This window comes from Ereboglobus luteus (genome assembly GCF_003096195.1).
GTDB classification, from domain to species: Bacteria; Verrucomicrobiota; Verrucomicrobiia; order Opitutales; family Opitutaceae; genus Ereboglobus; species Ereboglobus luteus.
In genome coordinates, this window is sequence record NZ_CP023004.1 from 3,273,587 (window position 1) to 3,295,981 (window position 22,395).

A 22,395-nucleotide genomic window follows, 5' to 3' on the forward strand; every position below is an offset into this window, starting at 1 on the left:
GCATCATACGATGCGGTTTTTTAGTTGATGTTTATGAATATAATAACACACTAAACGCATGAAATTACGACAACTGTTTGTCTCTTGTTTTATTTTTGTTCTCGGGATCGGAATGGCCTCTCAATCTGCTGCCGTGGAAAAATTGGCGGTCGAGGATTTCTTTAAAGAGACAGCCTATGGTGGCGTAAGCATCTCTCCTGATGGCCGCAAGCTGGCGATTTCGATCCGATACAAAGAGCGGCTGGCGCTTGGAGTGATTGATGTTAAGACCAAACAACCCAAGCTATTGACGGCTCCGGAAGATTTTGATGTCACGGGCATGATGTGGGTTGGAAACAATCGCATTTTATTCACAGGAATTGTCCCAGGAGATAAGTTTTTACCAAAAAGAGCCAATGGGGGGATCTATGCGATTGATGCTGATGGAAAAAACTCACGAACTTTGCTGGAGAGCATTGACCAGCAGGTTGCAAGAGGGATAAGGACCGGACGTTTTGGCGATATTTTGGCGCGCTATGGCAAGTCAACAGATGAAGTTTTAATAACATATAATGGAAATAATGAAAAAGAACCTGATGTATATCGTCTTAACGTGCGCACGGGTTCGAAAACCATAGTTGCCTCCAATCCCGGCAAGGTAATGGGGTATCTGGCTGACCATAATGGCGTTATTCGCATTGCATACGGATACAAAGGATTGGAGCGTTTTATATTATATCGGGAAACCCAAAAGAGCGAGTGGCGAGAAATCGGGCGTTTTAAAACCGGAGTGGATGGGTTTAAAAATGCCGTTTTACCCCAAGTGTTTGATAGTGAAAATAAATTGTTGTATGTGACGGTATACCGGGGGGATGCCCTGACCGCCAGCATAGCCCTTTATGATCCGGTCAAGAACGAGATTGTTAAGGAACTCTATTCTAACGATACGTATGATATCGGTCCTACGCTTTCTTCCTTCGATAACAGATTGATTGGTTACGGATATGAAGGAGCTCGCGGTGACGTGGCGGTATATGTCGAGAAAAAGTATTCTGATTTGCAATCAATGCTTGAACAGGAGTTTCCCGGCATGAATGTCAGCATAGTCAGCACCAGTGAAGATGAGACGATAGGGGTTGTTGCTGTTAGAAGTGACAAAGATCCCGGAACTTTGTATCTTTTGAATACTAAAGACCTGACAATAGAAAAGCTCATTCGCCCGCGTGACTGGATCAATCCGGCACAAATGGCGGAAATGCGGCCTATCACATTTCAAGCCCGGGATGGGCTTACAATACATGGTTATCTCACACTTCCTGCCGGAGTGGAGCCCCGCGATTTGCCGCTTATTGTAAATCCACACGGAGGGCCATGGCATGTGCGTGATCAATGGGGATTTAATCCAGAAGTGCAATTTTTGGCCAATCGCGGCTATGCGGTCTTGCAGATTAATTTTCGCATATCTGCGGGATATGGAAAGAAATTTGAGTATGCAGGTTACGGTCAGTGGGGACTTGCCATGCAGGATGACCTTACTGATGGAGTAAAATGGGCTATATCCCAAGGTTATGCCGACCCTAAGCGTATTGCAATTTATGGTGCCAGTTATGGTGGTTTTGCCACAATGGCCGGCCTTGCATTTACGCCCGAACTCTATCGTTGTGGAATTAACTACGTGGGGGTGACCGATGTGAGATTGTTGCTCAAGAGAATGAATCCAAGCTGGGAAACCTCCCGCGCTGAAATCGAAGCCATGGCTGGATTTGAAAAAGGCGGGGACAATGAGATTCTGGACAAAACATCACCAATGAAGAACGCCGATTTGATAAAAGTCCCCGTATTTTTCTCTTATGGTGAACTTGATCCCCGGGTGGATCTGAAACATGGCACGCGTTTCATATCAAAACTGAAATCAAACGGCATTCCTGTCGAGGTCATGATTAAAAACAACGAGGAGCATGGTTTTCGTGATCTCAAAAACCAAGTTGAATTTTATTCAACCATGGAGCAATTCCTTGCGAAATATATGAATTGATATACTAACAGAATTAATCCTGCTGAAGGCGTGGAAATATTTCCACGCCTTTTTGTTTAATAAGCTACAGTTATTAAATAAAAAGTTCCACCAATCGAGACAGTTGGACCGATTGTGTCCTGCTGCTTTGCTATGACAAGCGCTTCGCGCGGCGGAAGTTTGGTTTCGTAAAAATAGACATATATTTCTCCGGAACCCCGTATTCGGCCTCCTACAGTAACTGGAGTGATGCGAATGTCCTTGGCGAAGTCCAATGCCATCATATCGCGTGAATTGTCGGGATAGGATTTTATTATGCGTGGGTTTGGGATGGTTCTGTTGTCCGCTATCACTCCCCGCATTATAACGAATCCATCATATTTCATGTCCTTGATCCTGTTCCACTGCGCAGTGCCATAGAATTGCTGTATTAAATTATTTGGCGAATTGGGGTTGGTCGCCAGCGTGACGGGTGTGGGTTTTGATGACGAACTTTGGCATCCGGCCAGCGCAAGCAGGACGGTTGAAATCAACAGGGCATTAATAATGTTTCGCATATTTTTCCATGGATCGGCTTTTGTTTGCCAGTTTCATGCCCCGGGTTTCGGGGCATGCGTATAGTTTGCCTCACAGTTTATAATACTGCTCCCAGTCCTTGCGCGGGGGGCGCCGCGGAGGAGTTCGTTGGCGGCTTTGCTGTTGGTGAATTGTTTCGTGCCGCGGTCGAACTTGAGCCTGGTGTTCAGGCGTTGCGCGATCACGCCCATGCCCATCATCTGGCAAAGCGGGCCGGCCACGGCGAACGACGAGCGGCACTTCTCGCGCCCCTTGCAGGCGAGCAGGAAGTTGGCGAAGTGGTTCGACGGACTCCGCGGCACCTCGGGCAGGCGCGAGGCCATGTCGGCGGCCTTTGACTCGGGGATGATTTTTAACGTCGAGCTGTGCGAGCCGCCCTTGAAGGTGAGGCCTTCGCCGTAGATGATTTTTCCGGGCGGGAGCTTTTTTGTCTCAATCTTGCCTGACGATGGCGGCGGGATGTCGGTGCCGCCAACAGGGTCGCCCATGTCGCCGGGGAGCGTGGGAATGTTTTTGACACCGTCATGCCAAGTGAGCTCGAGCGGGGGCATGGCGCCGCGTTTCGGGAAGCGGAATGCGAGCGTGGAGGCTTGCGGGAATACGAAATGATTGTGTCCCTCAAGCATCACCGGATCGACTTCCTCGGGGAGGCCTAGGTCGAGGAATTCGTGCGCGGTGTCAAAGATGTGCGCGCCCCAGTCGCCGAGCGCGCCGTTGCCAAAGTCATACCAAGAGCGCCATTCGCCGTTCATGTAACCGTTGTTGTATTTGTGCGCTTGCGCGGTGGCGAGCCAGCCGTCCCAGTCGAGCGTGTCGGGAACGGGTTGCTCGGGGAGGTAATCGGTGAGTTTGCTGTAGGCGAATTTTGGAGTGTCGTGCCAGCGGCGTCCGCTGTTCATGTAGGCGGTGATGCGGGTGACATTTTTGATAATGCCGGCCTCGGTCCATGTTTTGAATTGGAAATAATTCGCGTCGGAATGGCCCTGGTTGCCCATTTGCGCGGCGACATTGTATTTCTTTTCGGCGGCCATGAGCAGTTCGATCTGGCGGAAGCTGTGCGCCATGGGTTTTTCGACATAGACGTGCTTGCCGAGCGACATGGCGAGGATGGTGATGGGGAAGTGCGAGAAGTCGGGCGTGCCGACGCAGACGGCTTCGATTTGTTTGCCCATTTTGTCGAACATTTGCCTGAAGTCCTGAAAACGCGGCACGTCGGGAAATTGTTTCAAGATGGACTCGGTGTGCGGTGCGCCCATGTCGGTGTCACAAAAGGCGACGATATTGGCGAGGCCGGTTTTGTGAAAAGCCCTGATGATTTGTGCGCCGCGGTTGCCGATGCCCACGCAGGCGAGGTTCACTTTTTCACCGGTGTATTTGCGCGAAGGTTTTTTGCCGTCCCTGGGTTTGCCTTTTCCTCCGGAGCCTTTCGCCGCGAGAATGACGCCGGGAGCGATGGCGGAGACGGCTCCGGCGGCGAGGATGCCCTTGAGAAAGGCGCGGCGGGGCAGGCTGGTGGAGGCAAGTTCGGGGATGCGGATGGGATTTTGATTATTCATGAGGTTTTTCGACGTGTCGTGGGTGTGCTGTATTTGGGAAAATGTTTTGGGAAAGCCTCCGCGCCGCGAGCGCGCGGGTCACATGCGTAAGTTTTTTTGGCGTCGCGCCAAAGCTTCGTGTTTAAACTAAACGCGATCACAGCTAGCGGGATTGCCGATGAATGGGAAGCGGATATTGAGGGCATCCTTTCGCGGTTGCGTGTGGGATTGACGGACGTGGGGCGGGGCAGGGCGGGGGACAACGCCGCTTTTACCAAGAACGCACCGCGGACGTGGGACGCGTCGAAATTGAATAATTATCACGCTCGCCACTTTGCGTTTCCTCTGCAAAAAATCGCACCTCGCGTCAAAAACGTTTTTTAGGCAGGTCCCCTTTTTACTCTAAATCACGCATAAAACCCAAACTCATGAAACACACACTCGTCATCGCAAGCCTGTTGCTTGCCTCCCTCATGCTCGGCGTCACCGCCTGCTCCAAACGCAACGAAACCAGCGCGCCCACCAAATCCGGATTGCACCGCGAGCGCTTCCAAAAGGTCATCGACGGAAAACAGTCCGACCTGTTTGTCCTGACCAACTCAAAGGGCGTGGAAATCTGCGTCACCAGCTACGGCGCGCGCGTCGTCTCCTGGCTCGTGCCCGGCCGCGACGGCAAGATGGAGGACATCGTGCTCGGCTACGACAACGTCCAGGGTTACATCGACTCCAACGAGCCGTATTTCGGCGCCGCCATCGGACGCTTCGGCAACCGCATCGCCAAGGGCAAGTTCACGCTCGACGGCAATGAATACACCGTTCCCATCAACAACGCGCCCAACGCCCTCCACGGCGGCACCAAGGGTTTTCAGGCCGTCGTCTGGAACACCCGCCAGCCCGATTCGCGCACGCTCGAGTTCAACATCGTCTCCCCTGATGGCGACCAGGGTTTCCCCGGCAACCTCGGTGTGAAAATGGTCTACACGCTCACCGACGACAACGAGCTCAAAATCACCTACGAGGCCATGACCGACAAGCCCACCGTCCTCAACCTCACGCATCACTCCTTCTTCAACCTCCTCGGCGCGGGCAACGGCAGCATCAACGACCACCTGCTCACCCTCAACGCCAGCCGCTACACACCGGTGAGCGACGTCCTCATCCCCACCGGCCAGATCGCGTCCGTCGACGGCACGCCGATGGATTTCCGCAAGCCCACGGTCGTTGGCTCGCGCCTGGACCAGAATTTCGAGCAGCTTAAAAACGGCGCCGGTTACGACCACAACTGGGTGCTCGACCGTCCCGCCTCCGACGCCGGCACCGGCAAGCTTTTCCTCGCCGCGCGCGTCGTCGAGCCTCGCAGCGGCCGCGTGCTCGAGGTGCGCACCGACCAGCCCGGAATCCAGTTCTACGGCGGCAATTTCCTCAACGACAGCTTCAAGGGCAAGCAGGGCAAAACCTACGGCCACCGCAGCGCCATCGTCCTCGAAACGCAGCGCTTCCCTGACAGCCCCAACCAGCCCGCGTTCCCCTCCACCGTGCTCCGTCCCGGCGAAACCTACCGCCACATTTGCATCTACAAAACCCTCGTCGAGTGACGTCAGCGCCGCCAACTCACCGCCCGTAGGGGCGTCGCTTGCGACGCCCTTGCCAAAAAATTCGGCCTGCTCCAGATTATCATGAACCCATTGCGAGGGAAACACCCGTGACCTTTACATTCACCCAAGACGACACCGAGTTCACTGTTAGCATTCTTCCCTCCGGGGCGTGTCACGTAAATCCCGAACAGGGGAAGGCTCTCATTGAATCCCTCATCGGCCAAGTCGGGCACGCCGCGCATAACACGGAGACCTTGGCGCAGGCACTCGTTAAAGTTCTTCCGAATGCCAAGGTGCTTCGTCGCCACACACCGCGCCCCGCTCCCGACGGGGCTATTCAGTAAAAAAACACTCCAATTCATAATCAACAACCCAAACCCGAAACAACGCCTCAATGAAACTCCGCACCCTCATACGGACCGTCATGCTCGCCGGTCTCTCTGTTCTCACCCTCGCCGCCACCGCCGGCACCATCCGTCCGATTGAACCGCAATGCGAGCATCGCGACAACCCGCTCGGCCTTCGCGAAGTGTGGCCGCGCCTCACCTGGCGGCTTGAGGCCGTCAACGCCGCCGACCGCGGCCTCGTGCAAAGCGCGTGGCGGGTGCTCGTCGCCTCCACACCCGAAAAACTCGACGCAAACGAGGGCGACGTGTGGGATTCCGGCCGTATCCAAAACACGGATACGCGCGCGGTTTTCGCCGGGCGCAAACTCGACGCGCTCCAGCAGGTCTGGTGGAAGGTGCGCGTGTGGGACGGCGCCGGCGCGCCCTCCGACTGGAGCGCGCCCGCCACCTGGTCGCGCGGCCTTGAGGAGACGATCACGTTCAAGGACTGGCCCGGCGACTGGATCGGCCTCGACCCGACCGACGCGCAGCGCACCGAAAACCTCACCGACGACCAGCGCCATCGTGCGCGCATGCGCCAGTTGAAATGGGTCAAGGCCGTGATGAGCGGCATCAAAAAACGCCCCACGCCCGCGTTCGACGCCAAGGTCGTCGCGCCGCCCACCGACACCGAAATGCCCGCCGACAAACCGCTCACCGCGTGGTTCTCGAAAACCTTCCGCGTGGAGAGCAAGGCCGCGATCGACCGCGCCGTCATTTGGGTCGTGCCCGACATGGAGTGCGAAATTTGGTTCAACGGAAAACGCATCGGCACGTCCGCGCGCTGGGAAATTACGAAACAAATCGATCTCACGCCCCATCTCCGCGAGGGCGAGAATCGCGCCATGTTGCGCGTCACGCAAAACGACGGCTACGCGCCCGCCGTCACCGGCGAGATCGAACTTTTCCCCTCCACCATTAACACCGCCACGAAGCGCGTGCCCATCGACGCGAGCTGGCTCGCCGCCGAGTCCGACGCGAAAACGCCCGACGCGCCCGCGCTCGCCGCCGCCGGCGCCTGGAAAAAACCGAAGGCCGATTCGCGCCCCACTTGGAGCACGCCCGAAAACGTCACGCACTACTACGCGCCCGTCGCGATGCTTCGGAAAAAGTTTTCCGTCGGCAAACCCGTCAAGCGCGCCACGCTCGTCGCCACCGCCACCGGCCTTTACGAAGTCGAGATCAACGGCGCGCGCGTCGGCAACGACTTCTTCGCGCCCGGCTGCACCGAATACCGCCGCCGCGTCCACACGCAGACCTACGACGTCACCGCGCAACTCAACGGCGGCGCCAACGCCATCGGCATCACGCTCGCCGACGGCTGGTTCGCCGGCATCATGGGTTTCAGCGGCAAGCGCCACGTTTACAACGGCTACCCGCGCGCGCGCGCGCTGCTCGTGATCGAGCACGACGACGGCACCGTCACGCGCATCCCCACCGACCGCTCGTGGAAGGCCTCGTTCGGCCCCATTCGCTACGCCGATCTCATGCAGGGTTGCGGCTACGACGCGCGCCTCGAAATCCCCGGCTGGTCTCTCGCCGATTTCAATGATTCGAAATGGACGCGCGCCTCCTCCGGCCGCCGTTCGTTTCCCGACGAGTCCGCCTACACGCTTGCGCAAACCGTGGTCGAGGGCGCGACGCTCGACGGCGTGCGCATCACCGAGACGCTGCCCGCGCGCACCGTGCGCGAAGTCGAACCCGGCGTGTGGCTGGTTGATTTCGGGCAAAACTTTGTCGGCTGGGCGCGTCTGAAAACACGCGGCGCCGCCGGCACACACGTTGTTTTCCGCCACGGCGAAATCCTCAACCCCAACGGCTCCATCCACACGTCCAATCTGCGCGGCGCGTCCGGTGTCGATGAGTTCTGGATGCGCGACGGCGAGCAAACGCTCGAGCCGCGTTTCACGTTCCACGGATTCCGCTACCTCGAAGTGCGCGGTCTCGCGCAAGCGCCGGTCGCGACCGATTTCACCGGCATTGTTGTTCACAGCCCGATGAAACGCACGGGCTGGTTCGAGAGTTCCGACCCGGCGTTGAACCAGCTTTTCGCCAACATCATCTGGGGACAGCGCGGCAACTATCTCGAAATCCCGACCGACTGCCCGCAGCGCGACGAGCGCCTCGGCTGGAGCGGCGACACGCAATTCTTCGCCCGCACCGCCTCCTACAATTATGACACGCGCGCGTTTCTCGAGCGCTGGGTCGAGGCCATCTGCGACTCGCAAAATGCCGAGGGCGTTTTCCCCGGCGTCGCGCCGAACTTCCCCGGCTACCATGTGCGCCCATCGACGGCGTGGGGCGACGCCTCGATCATCGTCACGCACGTGCTCTGGCAGCAATACGGCGAGACGCGCCAGATCGAGCGCCACTTCGACGCGCTCGCGCGCTACATCGGCTGGCTGGAGCGCCGCGCGCGCGACGGCATCGTGTTTGTCGGCGGCTACGGCGACTGGCTTCACAAGGGCGGCACCGCCAAGACCGAGGTCATGGACACCGCCTACTATGCGTATCTTTGCGACCTCATGTCGCAGATGGCGGAGGCGATTGGCCGCACCACCGACGCCGCCCGCTACAAGGCGCTGCGCAACGAAGTGCGCGCCGCCTTCGAGCGCGAGTTCCTGCTCGCCGACGGCTCCATTCTTGAAAGCAGCCAGACCGGCTACGCGCTCGCGTTCACAATGGATCTCGTGCCGCCGAAACTCCGCAAAAAGACGGCGGGGAAATTCAACGACTCAATCAAGGCGTTCGACTGGCACCTCGCCACCGGCTTCATCGGCACGCCGCGCCTCATGCCCGGATTATTCGAGGCCGGGCTTACCGAAACCGCGTGGCGCGTGCTCATGCAGGACACCTACCCGTCGTGGCTCTACCAAGTGAAACTCGGCGCGACCACCATGTGGGAACGCTGGGACGGCTGGACGCCCAACGAAGGTTTCCAAGCGGTCACGATGAACTCGTTCAATCACTACGCATTCGGCGCGGTCGGCGAATCGCTCTACCGCCACGTCGCCGGCATCGAAACCGCCTCACCCGGCTTCCGCGACATTGTGATCCGTCCCATCCCCGGCGGCGGCCTCACGCACGCGCGCGCCGCCTACGAGGCCGCGACCGGCCGCATCGAAAGCGGCTGGAAAGTCCTGCCCGGCGGCGGACTCGCGCTCGATGTGACGATTCCCGTTGGCTCGCGCGCGAAAATCCACCTGCCCGCCAAGGCCGCGACCGCCGTCACCGAAAGCGGACGCCCCCTCGCATCCGCCCCCGGCGTGCGCGTGATCGCCTCCGAAACCCCGGGCGAAGTCGTCTGCGAAACCGGCTCCGGCGTGTATCGCTTCGAAGTGCGCCCGTGAATCGGGCAACCGTAGGGGCGCACCTCGCGTGCGCCCGCTTTGTGGATACCCACGCCAACAGTCTTTCGTCACCAGGGCGCACGCAAGGTGCGCCCCTACAAAAACACCCATGAGAAAATTCCCCCGCCAACGAATCCTCGCGTTTTTCCTCTGCGCGCTCGCGGCGAACTTCGCATTTGCCGCAAGCACGACTTCCGACATTCCACAACGCAAGCGCCAGTCGCCGGAAGTCGTCCGCGTTCTTTCTGCAAACATTCGCTTTCCGCTCGACGCCGACAACGGCACTGGCAACGAGTGGCAACTGCGCAAGGAACTCGCCCGCGACGTGCTGCTTGCGCAGGACGCCGACATCATTTGCTTCCAGGAATTTCGCAAACAGCACCTCGAATTCCTCAAGGATTATTTCCCCGGCCACGCCCGCGCCGGTTTCGTGGAGGGACCCGACGAACGGAAGGCCAACACGATTTTCTATTCAACAAAACGCTTCGAAAAAATCGCCGAGGGCGGTGTGTTTCTCTCGCCGACTCCCGATGTGTATCGCTCCAAGTTCGAGGAGTCCGCCAGCGTGCGCAACGTCACCCGCCTGCACCTCCGCGACCGCAAGACGGGACGCGAGTTGATGATTTGGAACACGCACCTCGATCACAAATATCAGACCGCGCGCGACAAGCAGGCCGCCGCGCTCGTCGAGCAAATAAAAAAGCGCCCCGCCGACATCCCTCAAATCATCACCGGCGATTTTAACTGCACCGCCAAAACCCAGGCCATTAATACCATCAAGGCGGGCGGTTTCACCGACACTTACACCGCGCTCCACGGCCCCGCCGATCCCGGCTACACCTACCACGGTTTCAATGGGCACAACTACGGCAAGAGTTACGGCAAAATCGATTTTGTGTTTTGCAACGACCGCCTTCGCCCGACCGTCGCTGAAATCATCAAGGACAGCCGCGTCATCGATGGCGTTCGCCGCTATCCAAGCGATCACTATTTTGTCTCCACCGAATTCGAATACGCGAAAACCAAAAAATGAACTTCGCTCCGAAAGGAGCGACCCTGCGAAAAAAAACAAACACATGAAAACCCTCCAACGCATCATCCCCATCCTTCTCTGCGCATTCGCCGCGAACCTCGCGTTTGCCGCGCCCGCGTCCGACATTCCTCAGCGCAAGCGACTCTCGCCCGAGGCCGTCCGCGTCGTCTCGGCAAACATCCGCATGCCCATCGCCGGTGACAAAAAAAGCGGCAACGACTGGGACAAGCGCAAGGAACTCCTTCGCGACACGCTTCTCGCGCAGGACGCCGACATCATTTGCTTCCAGGAATTTCACCCAAGCTATTTCGACGAACTCAAAAAATCCTTTCCCGATTATCACGCCTATGGATTTGTGGACACCGACGAGGGACGGAAGGTCAACACGGTCTTTTATTCCGCCAAGCGCTTTGAAAAAATCTCGGAGGGCGGCGCGTTTCTTTCGCCGACGCCCGATGTTTACCGTTCCAAGGTCCCCGAGTCCTCGCATGTGCGCCACTTCGTCCGCATCCATCTCAAGGACCGCCTGACCGGGCGCGAACTGCTGCTCTGGAACACGCACTTCGACCACAAAAGCCAGGTCGCGCGCGATAAGCAGGGCGTCGTGCTCGCCGATTTTCTGAAAAAACAACCCGCCGGTATTCCGCAAATCGTCGCCGGCGACCTCAACTGCTCCGCCGAAACTGATGCCATCAAAACCATCAAGGCCGCCGGATTCACCGACAGCCACACCGCCATCCACGGCCCCGGCGAGCCCGGCTACACCTATCACGGTTTCAAAGGCCTCGATTACGGCAGGCCCAGGGGCAAAATCGACTTCGTGTTTTGCAACGACGCGCTCCGCCCGACCGCCGCTGAAATCATCAAGGACAGCCGCTCCATCGACGGCGTCCGCCGCTATCCGAGCGACCACTATTTCCTCTCCGCCGAATTCGAATACGCGAAAACCAAAAAATGAAATTTCGTCTGACATCCGACACCGTAGGGGCGCACCTCGCGTGCGCCCTCGTGTTCGCCCGCTTTGTGGATACTCACACCAACAGCCTTTCGATACCAGGGCGCACGCAAGGTGCGCCCCTACAAAAACACCCATGAAGAAATTCCCCCGCCAACGCATCCTCGCGTTTTTCCTCTGCGCGCTCGCGGCCAACTTCGCATTCGCGGCGGCTCCCGACTCCGATATCCCGCAGCGCAAGCGGCTCTCGCCCGAGGCCATCCGCATCGTCTCGGCAAACATCCGCTTCCTCGTTCCCGAGGACGATGGCACCGGCAACGAATGGGATCGCCGCAAGGAACTCGCGCGCGACGTGCTTCGCGCGCAGGACGCCGACATCATCTGCTTTCAGGAATTTCGCAAGGCGCACCACGACTACCTCAAGACATATTTCCCCGATCACGGGGACGTTGGTTTTGTGGACGGCGATGACGGCCAGATGGCCAATATGATTTTCTACTCCAAAAAACGCTTCGAGAAAAACGCGCATCACGGCGCGTTTCTTTCGCCGACGCCCGAGGTTTATCTCTCCACCTTTCCCAACGCCCCCCGCACCGCGCGTCACTTCAATCGCCTCCATCTCAGGGACCGCCTGACCGGACGCGAGCTGATGATCTGGAACACTCACTTTTCCGCTGGCGGCAAGCGCCAGCCCGCGCGCGACGCACAAGCCGGAGTGCTCGCCGACTTCTTGAAAAAACAACCCTCCACCATTCCGCAAATCGTGACGGGCGATTTTAACAGCAGCGCCAAAATACAACGCCTACAAATCAATCAAATCCGCCGGATTCACCGACACCCACGTCGCGCTCCACGGCCCCGCCGATCCCGGTTGCACCTATCACAAATTCCTCGGCCATGCTTACGGCAAAACGAGCGGCAAGATCGACTTCATTTTCAGTAACACCAACCTCCGCCCGACCGTCACTGAGATCATCAAGGACAGCCGCGTCACCGACGGCGTCCGCCGCTACCCCAGCGACCACTATTTCCTCTCTGCCGAATTCGAATACGCAAAAAAGCGCCCGTAGCATTTACTCATCAACCAACACAAATCACACAAACCAAACACACATCACAAATACCATGAAACGCCTAATCGTCCTCATCGTCGCCGCCGGTCTTGCCGCGGCCGGCCTAAACGCCGCCGACCAAGTCAACTACCGCTCGCCCGCTCCCGCCGGCGCGTGGACGCTTGCCGTGCTTCCCGACACGCAAGGTTACACCGACGGCTTTCCCGAAGTTTTCACGTGCCAGACACGGTGGATCGCCGCCAATCGCGACGCGCGCAACATCAAGTTCGTCCTCCAGGCCGGCGACATCACCAATCGCAACACCCACCCGCAATGGCTCGCCGCGCGCCAGTCGATCGACGTGCTTGTGAAGGCCAAGGTCCCCTTCGCGCTCGTGCCCGGCAATCACGACATCGGCGTCTGGGGCGCGTCCAAGAACGTGCCCAATTACAAACGCGACACGCTCATGAACGGCTACTTCCTCTCAGCCGACTACAAACACTCGGTCAAGCGCGGCTACTTCGAGCCCTACCATATGGAAAACACCTATCAAACTTTCAACACTCCGTGGGGTTCATTCCTCGTGCTGGCGCTCGAGTTCTTCCCGCGCAACGCCGTCATCGACTGGGCCAACACCATCGTGAAAAAATTCCCCGACCACAAAGTCATCCTCCTCACGCACGCATACCTCTATCATGACAACAGCCGCTACGACCGCGCCACCGACAAGGCCGTGAAACGCGTCGCCCCCTCCACCCGCTACGACACCCACAAGCACCCCGACGGCTCCAACGACGCCGAGGACATGTGGAAAAAACTCGTTTCGAAACACCCCAATTTCCTCTTCGTGATCAGCGGCCACGTCCTCGGCGACGGCACCGGCTACCTCGTGAGCAAGGGCGAGCACGGCAACGACGTGCACCAGATGATGGTCAACTACCAGCCCGGCATCGTCCCCGACCGCGGCTACGGCGGCGCCGGCTTCCTGCGCCTGCTCGAGTTCCAGCCCGACGGAAAAACGATCAAGGTCGCCAGCTACTCGCCATTCTTTGACCAGTGGCTCGAGGACGACGACCAGCAATACACAATCACCCTCCGCGAGCCGGTCGCCGTGAAGAAATAAATCTCAGCAAGGGTAGGGCGGTTTGTTACGCTCATTCCGAATTCTTTGCGCTTCTTGTGCCTCTTTGCGGCTATTCTCGCAAACCATCCTGTGAAACAAACCGTCACCGCAAAATAGTCATCCAAACCCATGAACAAAAAGAAACTCGCCACCGCCGCCGCGCTCTCCTTGTGCGCCGGCGCCTTGACCGCGGGCGCGACAAGTCCCCAAAAACCGAACGTCATTTATATCTATTTTGACGACTTGGGATACGGCGAGCTCGGCTGCTACGGACAGGAGAAAATTCGCACGCCGAACATCGACCGGGTCGCCGCCGAGGGAATGCGTTTCACTCGTCACTACACGACATTTCCGGTGAGCGCGCCCGCCCGCTGCGGGTTGATGACGGGGCGGCATTCGGGGCACGCGCATGTCCGGGGCAACTACGAATTCGGCGGACACACCGACGATGAGGAAGGCGGCAACATGCCCCTGCCCGAGGGCTCGATGACCATTGCGCGCGTCATGAAGCAGGCCGGTTACGCCACCGCGGCGATCGGCAAGTGGGGTCTCGGATTCAAAAACACCAGCGGCGATCCGCTCCGTCATGGTTTCGATTATTTTTATGGTTATTACGACCAGAAGCAGGCCCAGAATCACTACCCGACGCATCTCTGGGAAAACGGAAATCGCGTGCCGCTCAAAAACAAACCCATCCGCCTGCACTCAAAATTCAACCTGCCCCCGAACGCGCCCGACGCCGATTTCGACGCCTTCACCGGCGAGGATTATTCCCTCGACCGGATGGTGGACAAAACTCTCGGCTACATAAAAGCCAATAAGGATCGCCCCTTTTTTCTCTACCTGCCCTACACGCCGCCGCACGTTTCGTTGCAGTGCAAAAAGGAGGCGATCGCCGAATACATCGGACAATTCCCGGAGGAGACGCCGTATCTGAAGGGCAACTACGTGCCCAGCAAACATCCGCTCTCCACTTACGCGGCGATGATCACCTACGCCGACAAACAAGTGGGCAAAATCCTCGCGCTGTTGAAGGAGCTTGGCTTGGACGAAAACACAATCGTCATGATCAGCAGCGACAACGGGGCCACCGCGAACCAAGGTGGCGCGCAAACCGAGTTTTTTGATTCCACCGGCGGCCTGCGCGGACGAAAGCGCGACCTTTACGAGGGCGGCATTCGCATTCCCTTCATTGTGCGCTGGCCCGGCAAGGTTGCGAAGGGCTCCGTGTGCGACTTGGTCTCCGCGCAATACGACATGCTTGCCACGTTGGGCGAGCTGGCCGGTGTGCGAAGCGAGTGGGACACTGACGGGGTTTCCTTTCTGCCAACATTACTCGGCACGCGCGAAAAACAAGCGCCGCGCGAATACCTCTACTTCGAGTTCACGGAAAAAACGGGACAAATTGCCATCATCAAGGACGGACGCTGGAAGGGCGTGAAAAGCAACATGCACGAAGGCCCCGGCACATGGGAGGTTTTTGATCTGCATCAGGATCACGGGGAGAAAACCGATCTCTCCTCGCGCCATCCCGAAATGATAAGCCGCTTCGAGGAAATAATAAAAACCGAGCACTGGCAGCCGACATTGAGGGAATGGGAGTTTATCACCCCCAAGTTTCTCAACGTGCCGGCGCTGGCGCCCAAGCCCAAAAAATCACAGTCAAAAGCCAAACAATAACACCCAAAACAAGATCAATAAAATGAACATAGGAAACCTGCCCAACTCGCCCGCCGCCGGCGTGGCGCTATCCCTCTCGCTCGCGTGCGTGGCCGCGTCACAGGCGTCCGCCGCGCCCCAGCAAACCCGCGCCGCCGGCTCCCGTCCGAATGTGGTTGTGCTTCTCGCCGACGACATGCGCGCCGGAACCATTCGCGCGCTCGGGCATCCGGAAATCATAACACCCAACCTCGACGCGCTCGCCAAGTCGGGCGTGGCATTCACCCGCGCCTACAACATGGGCGGACTGACCGGCGCGGTGTGCATGCCCAGCCGCGCCATGCTCATGACCGGCAGAAACATGTTCGGACTCGACGGCAACGGACAGACGATCAACAAGCAGCACACGATGCTCGGCGAGGTGTTCGCCCGAAACGGCTATTCCACCCACGGCATCGGCAAATGGCACAACGGCACCGAGTCGTATAACCGCTCCTTTGCCAGCGGCGCGGAAATCTTGTTCGGCGGCATGACCTACAACCAGTTCGAAATCCCCCTTGCGCACTACGACAAGACGGGCAAATACGACAAATTCGAATGGGCGCGGGATCGCAGGCAAGTTTGCGACCACGTATACAGCAACCGCCACTCGGCCGAGATATTCGCCGACGCCGCGGTTGACTTTATAAAAAGCAACGAGGCCGCCAGCCGGCCGTTCTTCATGTATGTCGCGTTCACCACGCCGCACGACCCGAGGCAGGTGCCGCAAAAATATTATGCGATGTATGACGGCAAGAATGCGGCGCCGCTTCCGAAAAACTTCCTGCCCGAGCACCCCTTCGACAACGGGCACATGACGGGCCGCGACGAGCGCCTGCTCGGATGGCCGCGCGGCAAGCGCGCCGTGCGCGCCGAAATCCGCGATTATTACGCCACGATCAGCCACCTCGACGCGCAAGTGGGCCGCATTATTGAGGCCCTGAAAAAAAGCGGCCAGTATGAGAACACGATTATAGTATTTTCCGCCGACAACGGCCTGGCTGTCGGCCAGCACGGGTTGCTGGGCAAGCAAAGCCTGTATGAGCACAGCATCGGAATTCCCATGATCTGGGCCGGCCCCGGCATCGCCAAAAACGCAAAAAGCGAGGCGCGTTGCTACCTCATGGACGTGTATCCGACTCTCTGCGAAAGACTCGGCTTCACGATTCCCTCCTCCGTGCAGACGGAAAGTTTTGCCAAGACCCTTGCCAATCCGGCGCAGTCGCACCGCGGCGGCATGTATTTTGCGTTTCGCCAATTCCAGCGCGCGTATTCCGATGGGAAATACAAGCTGATCGAATACAACGTCAAAAACACACGAAACACGCAGCTCTTCGAAATCACCGCGGATCCGCTTGAAATGGAAAACCTCGCCGGCAAACCCGAACACGCCGGCCTGCTGAAAACCATGCGCGACCACCTGTTGGCCGCCCGCCCGGCGGGCGACGAAAAAATGGATTTCTGGAAAGATTTCGCCTTTTGATTTTGGTTGGGCGAATCCTCCGGGGTGGGCCGTTCACTGGCTCGGTTCGGACGGGGATTCGCCCTGCCCATAGTGTATCGTAAACAATCCACATCGCTTTCCTCTGCATGAACCTCAACCGTCTCAAATACCTTGGCCTTCTGCCCTTGCTGGCATCCGTTGGCGCGCAACCGCTCAAATGCCAGTCGCAATCGCTCGACCTGCCGCGCATCCCCAATGCGGGGACTCCGCGAAATGTTGTTTTTATATTAAGCGACGACCACCGGCACGACTTCATGGGTTTCATGAAACGCGTCCCCTGGCTTGAGACGCCCAACATGGATCGCATGGCGCGCGAGGGGGCGCATTTGCGAAACGCCTTTGTCACCACCTCGCTTTGCTCGCCGAGCCGGGCCTCAATCCTCACCGGCATGTATTCGCACCAGCACACCGTCGTGGACAACGTCGCGCCCGTGCCCGAAAACCTCGTGTTTTTTCCGCAATACCTGCAAAAAGCCGGATACCGGACGGCGTTTTTCGGTAAATGGCACATGGGAAGGGCCACCGCCGAGCCGCGTCCGGGGTTCGACCATTGGGAGAGTTTTCGCGGTCAGGGAAAGTATTATGGGGTTACGCTCAATATTAACGGCAAGCCGACGAAGTATGATGACAAAACATACACCACGGACCTGCTGACCGAGCACGCAATAAATTGGATGAAGGAACAGCAAAACAGCGGGCGTCCGTTTTTTGTTTATCTTTCCCACAAGGCCGTGCACAGCAATTTCTCCCCCGCCGCGCGTCACGCTGGTTGTTATGCCGGCAAGGAGGTGCCGCTTCCCCGTTCGTATGAAACTCCAAAATACGGCGCGCCCGCGCTCCCCAGCACGGATGCCAAAACCGGTGTTCCCGCCGGCGGCGCGGCTTATTACGGCGAAACCATGCATCCCGACTGGTTGAAGGCGCAGCGCGAAAGCCACCACGGCGTTGATTACGCGTATCACGGCAGGCATCCGTGGAAGGACGAGGTTGTTCGTTATTGCGAAACCCTGCGCGCCCTGGATGACAGCATCGGCAGTGTGATCGCATACCTGAAGGAAGCCGGCCTGTATGAATCGACGCTCGTGGTATACATGGGCGACAACGGATTTTCCTGGGGCGAGCACGGCGTTATAGACAAGCGCCACTTTTACGAGGAATCCGTGCGCGTTCCCATGCTCGCCACCTGCCCCGAGTTGTTTCGTGACGGAAAAGTTGTCGAAAAAATGATCCAAAACACCGACATTGCCCCGACCATCCTCGAGCTTGCCGGCCTGCAAAAACCGGGGCACATGGTGGGCGCTTCATTCGTGCCCCTGCTCAAAGGCAAACAAACGCCGTGGCGCGATCGCATCTTTTATGAATATTACTGGGAGTATAACCATCCCGAAACCCCTACCATGCACGGAGTGCGCACCGACAGATACAAACTCGTGCGCTATTACGGCATCTGGGACTGCAACGAGTTTTACGACCTGCAAAACGACCCCGACGAAATGCGCAACCTGATCGCCGCCCCCGAGCATCAGGCGCTCATCAAGCAGCTCACGGGGGAACTCTACGACTGGCTTGAATCGACCGGCGGCATGTCAATCCCGCTAAAGCGCACCGTGCGCCCCCATGCCGACCATCGAAACAAGGGCACGTATTAGCGCAGTTTAAATAAAGCTGTGGATGTATCCGCGTTGGGTAGGGCGAACCGTCCCCGGTGAGCCGGTAATGTTGCGGCTCACCGGGACGGTTCGCCCTACCTCAAATGCGACAGGATAAACCAAAAAAGCTCTAAACATTGGGATGCGTCGCCGGGCTTCAATGAACCGTGGCGACCCAACTCCGCTGCGCACGCCTCTCTTTTGTGGCGAAACCCAGCCATGATTCGGGAGCGTGTCGGGATTGTGTTCGTGTGAATGCAAGATGGCGGTGACGCGGATTTGTCGCTTCGCATCACGGGGGAGTTCACTGCAAAATAACGCGGCAAATTGGGCGTGAATGAGGCCTGCGGGTGTCAGTAGCAAAAATCAACGCTTCCAACACAATTGGTAATACCTCGCTGTTTTTCATGAGGAAAAATGCATTTTCCCATTTCATCTCGTAAAAGAATAGGTCATAACTTTTTCTAATTTTCTCAAATTTTGACCTTCCGAACCTCCTTTTAAACACCGTTTTTTATGCAACCAGTCATCTATGCCGCCATTATTTATGGAATCGCAGCAGCCATAGCCATGCTTGTGGCTGTGCTTATTAGCGTATCATTTCGCGCTTTACGTATTTTTACGGGGAAAAAGAAAGGATGATTTACCGCACTCATCCGCGCAAAAACCCATTATGATCCGCCAATAGTTTTCATTTTTTTAGACAATGCAATTTTCAGATATTCTCAACATCTTCCAAGGCATCACGACGCTCTTTGACTCGCCTTCGCACATCATGATCGGCCGCATCGGGCTGATTTTACTCGGCGGTCTGCTCGTTTATTTGGGCAAAAAGGGCACGCTCGAGCCGTTGCTCATGATTCCGATGGGGCTCGGCATGGTCGCCGTCAATGCGGGCGTGCTTTTCATGCCCAGCCAGATGGCGGAGACCGTCACCCGCGGCTCGCTCGAATCAACCGTCGCCGAATATATTTCCATCACGACCAATGTCGAGGCGACCTACACGGAGGACGGAAAGGTGATCGTGACCGGTCCCGAGGCCGCCTCGGCCGCGCACAATCTCGCGTTTCTCTCGCGCCCGGACAAAAAGAACGCGACCAACGGAGTCGACGTCGCCTACTCGATCAACGGGAAACTTTTCACAACGGGCAAGAGTGCCGGCACGGCAATCGAAAGTTCCCCGATCGGCGCGAATCGCCAGGGGCTGGAATCCTCCGCGCCCATCGGCCAGCAACCGCGCGAGCGGGTTGAGCTTGTTTTTACCGGCGCGAACGGAGCCGAGGCGTTCAAGCAGCTCGAGACCATGCAGGCCGGCCGTGTGCAATATTTCGCCGACATGGACAAGGCGCAGTCCGGCGAAATGCCGGGCAACCTCATGATCGCGCCGCTCGTGCAGCAGCCGAAGGAATTGATGGACATGCAGCAGATCACGGCGCTGCAGCCGATCTACACGTTCGCGTTTGGCAACAGCCTGATCGCGTGCCTCGTGTTCATGGGCATCGGCGTGCTGCTCGACGTGGGCTTTCTTCTGGCGCGTCCGTTTTTGAGCATGTTCATCGCGCTGACGTGCGAATTTGGCACGATCATCACATTCCCGATCGCGAAGGCGCTCGGCTTTTCCTTCGGAGAGGCCGCCTCGATCGCGCTCGTCGGCTGCGCGGACGGCCCCATGGTGCTCTTCGCATCGCTCAATCTTGCCAAGCACATGTTTGTGCCGATCACGGTCGTCGCTTATTTGTATCTCGGCCTGGCCTACGGCGGATATCCCTACCTTATCCGTTTCCTCGTGCCGGCCAAGCTGCGCGCGATCAAGCTCCCGCAGCGTCCCGTCGTGAAAATTACCGCGGGTGAAAAACTCGCCTTCGCGGTGGCCGGTTGCGGCGTGCTCTGCCTGCTGTTCCCCTCGGCCGCTCCGCTTTTCCTCTCGCTCTTCCTCGGCGTCGCCGTTCGCGAGGCGGGTCTGAAAGTGTTCACGGTCATGATTGAAAACGTGTTCCTTTACGGCGCGACCATGTTCCTGGGCCTGTTGCTCGGCGTGCTTTGCGAAGCCTCGACGATTCTCAACCCGAAAGTCGTGATGCTCCTCGTGCTCGGCATCCTCGCGCTGTTGCTCTCCGGCGTCGGCGGCATCTGCGGCGGTTACATCGCCTATCTTGTGAGCGGTCGCAAAATCAACCCCGTGATCGGCATCTCGGGTGTCAGTTGCGTGCCCACGACCGCGAAGGTCGCGCAAAAGGAAGTCTCCAAGGTCAATCCGAACTCGATCATTCTGCCCGAGGCGCTCGGCGCGAACATCTCCGGCGTTATTACCTCGGCGATCATCACCGGCATCTACGTGACGCTGATTCCCATCCTCGAAAAACTCTGAGGCTGATTGCGAATGACCCGCCCCGCGAAGACGGCGCTTTACTGGATAATCGGAATCGCCACATCCCTTGCGGGCGTGGCGATTGTCCGTCTGGTGGCTCCACAATTTGACGCAAAACCCTCCGCGATACTCGGATCGATCGGGCACATTGTCGCGCTCGGCGGGCTCGTCGTGATCGCCTTCGGTGTGCGCCAGCGCGTGTGGGCGCAAAGTGTGGAAAACGGCGCGAAAACCAAACCCGATTCAGAAAAACCGGACGATTCCCCGTAGGGGCGCACCTTGCGTGCGCCCTCGTATTCAAAGGACGATCTGCATGCGCAACCGCAAAGCGGGCGGGCGCGAAGGCGCGTGCCAGGCTCGCAACTACGCCTTTTCCGGCATCCGTCCGATCTTCGTGTAATCAAGCACGGTGTGGCTGATCTGCTTCGCGGCGAGCGCGGCGCGATCCGTGAGAGGGCCGCCGGGCGGGTCGATTATTTCGCCGAGGGTGAACAGAAAACGATGCGTGCCATCGTCCGCCTGCGGGCTGAAAATCTCGGGCACAATCACGCGCGCGGGCACGGTGCGTTTCACCTCGGTGAGCGGGCGGCAAGGGTAGGGGAAGTTCAGGTTGTGCACGATGAAACTGCGCGGCGGCGTGTCGCGCGCGAGCTCGGGAATCATCCGCGCGGCATGGGCCGCGGAGTGTTTCAGTGTTTCCCCGACCTCGGGCTCGGGCGGGGTGCCGGGCTCCTTGATCTTGTCGAAAACCTCGAAGGGTAAATCCTGCGAAATCGCGATTCCCGGCAAACCGTGCAACGCGCCCTCCCACGCGCCGCCGATGGTGCCGCTCGCGAGGATGAAGCCGAGCGATGCGTTGAACCCGACGTTAAAGCCGCTGATCACCGCGTCGGGATATTCCGGCAGTATGTGCGCGAGCGCGATGTTCACGCAATCGCTCGGCGTGCCGGTGACCGTCCACGTCGGGCATCCCAGGCCGCGATCCGCCTGCTCGAGCGTGACCGGGCGATGCCGGGATTTCGACGCGCCGATCCAGCTCTGCTCGGTTTTCGGGGCGACAACCCAGAGGTCGTGACCCGCCTCGCGCAAGGCGTGCGCGATGACATGAAGAAAAGGGCAGTCGAGACTGTCGTCGTTGGTGAGAAGAAAACGCATGATGCCAAAGTTAAAGCGTGTTTTTGCAAAAAAGAAGGCTGGAGTTTCCTCCGCGTTCGTGAGGGCAAAAAGGTCGCGGGACGCTCCAGAGGTTGCGCTTGTCAATGACTGCGGATGGCGCAATCTTTCTGTGCATGCCCCCTGGCACCATCAAAAATCCACCTGCTTTGCGCATTTCGCTAAGCCACGATGTGCTGAAGGTTTGTTGTTTTCAGAAAGGAATGTCTCGCTGTCGCACTAGGCAATGATGAAAAAATTAACAAGCCTCGGATTGTCCCGTTTTTTGCCACTACTGCAGATATTCTTAAAACTGCGGTTGCGACCTTGAATGATTTTTTTTGATTGGGCAGTATTCCAGACCCCAGTGATTTGAAATGTTTTTCAACCTTGTTGCACTCAAATATTGATTTTAATAATAAAATT

At 58.0% G+C, this 22,395-nt stretch carries 17 protein-coding genes; 14 read left to right on the forward strand and 3 right to left on the reverse strand.

What is annotated here, in order from left to right:
- Positions 1–58: 58 nt before the first annotated feature.
- Positions 59–2,014 (forward strand): alpha/beta hydrolase family protein, encoded by a 1,956-nt coding sequence (locus tag CKA38_RS11960; RefSeq protein ID WP_108825682.1) that lies wholly within the window; start codon positions 59–61, stop codon positions 2,012–2,014.
- 56 nt (positions 2,015–2,070) lie between these two features.
- Here CKA38_RS11960 and CKA38_RS15490 read toward each other — a convergent pair whose 3' ends face one another.
- Entirely contained in the window at positions 2,071–2,550 is a 480-nt protein-coding gene (locus tag CKA38_RS15490; RefSeq protein ID WP_152032838.1) for a hypothetical protein, read from the reverse strand.
- A 33-nt stretch (positions 2,551–2,583) separates the two neighbouring features.
- The gene (locus CKA38_RS11965; protein WP_202863903.1) at positions 2,584–4,125 is read right to left on the reverse strand and encodes a Gfo/Idh/MocA family oxidoreductase; all 1,542 of its coding nucleotides are present in this window, start codon (positions 4,123–4,125) and stop codon (positions 2,584–2,586) included.
- Between the two features lie 407 nt (positions 4,126–4,532).
- Here CKA38_RS11965 and CKA38_RS11975 point away from each other — a divergent pair, with 407 nt between their 5' ends.
- From CKA38_RS11975 to CKA38_RS12030, 13 genes are all read left to right on the forward strand, one after another.
- Positions 4,533–5,699, forward strand: a complete 1,167-nt coding sequence (locus CKA38_RS11975) for an aldose epimerase family protein (RefSeq protein ID WP_108825684.1) — start codon at positions 4,533–4,535, stop codon at positions 5,697–5,699.
- Positions 5,700–5,806: 107 nt separating this feature from the next.
- The gene (locus CKA38_RS16500; RefSeq protein ID WP_152032839.1) at positions 5,807–6,043 is read left to right on the forward strand and encodes a hypothetical protein; all 237 of its coding nucleotides are present in this window, start codon (positions 5,807–5,809) and stop codon (positions 6,041–6,043) included.
- Positions 6,044–6,093: 50 nt separating this feature from the next.
- Positions 6,094–9,435 (forward strand): alpha-L-rhamnosidase, encoded by a 3,342-nt coding sequence (locus CKA38_RS11985; protein WP_108825686.1) that lies wholly within the window; start codon positions 6,094–6,096, stop codon positions 9,433–9,435.
- Positions 9,436–9,544: 109 nt separating this feature from the next.
- On the forward strand, positions 9,545–10,468 hold the full coding sequence (locus CKA38_RS11990) for an endonuclease/exonuclease/phosphatase family protein (RefSeq protein ID WP_108825687.1): 924 nt from the start codon (positions 9,545–9,547) through the stop codon (positions 10,466–10,468).
- Positions 10,469–10,511: 43 nt separating this feature from the next.
- Complete coding sequence (locus CKA38_RS11995; RefSeq protein ID WP_161554878.1) at positions 10,512–11,426, forward strand: endonuclease/exonuclease/phosphatase family protein; 915 nt, start codon at positions 10,512–10,514, stop codon at positions 11,424–11,426.
- A 133-nt stretch (positions 11,427–11,559) separates the two neighbouring features.
- Positions 11,560–12,366 carry an endonuclease/exonuclease/phosphatase family protein gene (locus tag CKA38_RS12000; protein ID WP_108825689.1) on the forward strand — a complete coding sequence of 269 codons (807 nt, stop codon included), beginning with the start codon at positions 11,560–11,562 and terminating at the stop codon, positions 12,364–12,366.
- Positions 12,367–12,548: 182 nt separating this feature from the next.
- Positions 12,549–13,598 (forward strand): metallophosphoesterase, encoded by a 1,050-nt coding sequence (locus CKA38_RS12005; protein ID WP_161554879.1) that lies wholly within the window; start codon positions 12,549–12,551, stop codon positions 13,596–13,598.
- A 129-nt stretch (positions 13,599–13,727) separates the two neighbouring features.
- Complete coding sequence (locus tag CKA38_RS12010) at positions 13,728–15,278, forward strand: arylsulfatase (RefSeq protein WP_108825691.1); 1,551 nt, start codon at positions 13,728–13,730, stop codon at positions 15,276–15,278.
- Positions 15,279–15,300: 22 nt separating this feature from the next.
- Complete coding sequence (locus CKA38_RS12015; RefSeq protein ID WP_108825692.1) at positions 15,301–16,779, forward strand: sulfatase family protein; 1,479 nt, start codon at positions 15,301–15,303, stop codon at positions 16,777–16,779.
- Positions 16,780–16,886: 107 nt separating this feature from the next.
- Positions 16,887–18,449, forward strand: a complete 1,563-nt coding sequence (locus CKA38_RS12020) for a sulfatase family protein (protein ID WP_108825693.1) — start codon at positions 16,887–16,889, stop codon at positions 18,447–18,449.
- A 516-nt stretch (positions 18,450–18,965) separates the two neighbouring features.
- Positions 18,966–19,091, forward strand: coding sequence for a hypothetical protein (locus CKA38_RS16755; protein WP_257791568.1), 126 nt, complete (start codon positions 18,966–18,968; stop codon positions 19,089–19,091).
- A gap of 133 nt (positions 19,092–19,224) precedes the next feature.
- Positions 19,225–20,817, forward strand: coding sequence for a sodium ion-translocating decarboxylase subunit beta (locus CKA38_RS12025; RefSeq protein WP_343192845.1), 1,593 nt, complete (start codon positions 19,225–19,227; stop codon positions 20,815–20,817).
- Between the two features lie 12 nt (positions 20,818–20,829).
- A complete protein-coding gene (locus CKA38_RS12030) occupies positions 20,830–21,087 on the forward strand; it encodes a hypothetical protein (protein WP_108825695.1) in 258 nt (85 codons plus the stop codon).
- 93 nt (positions 21,088–21,180) lie between these two features.
- Here CKA38_RS12030 and surE read toward each other — a convergent pair whose 3' ends face one another.
- A complete protein-coding gene (surE, locus tag CKA38_RS12035) occupies positions 21,181–21,972 on the reverse strand; it encodes a 5'/3'-nucleotidase SurE (protein WP_108826569.1) in 792 nt (263 codons plus the stop codon).
- Between the last annotated feature and the right edge of the window lie 423 nt (positions 21,973–22,395).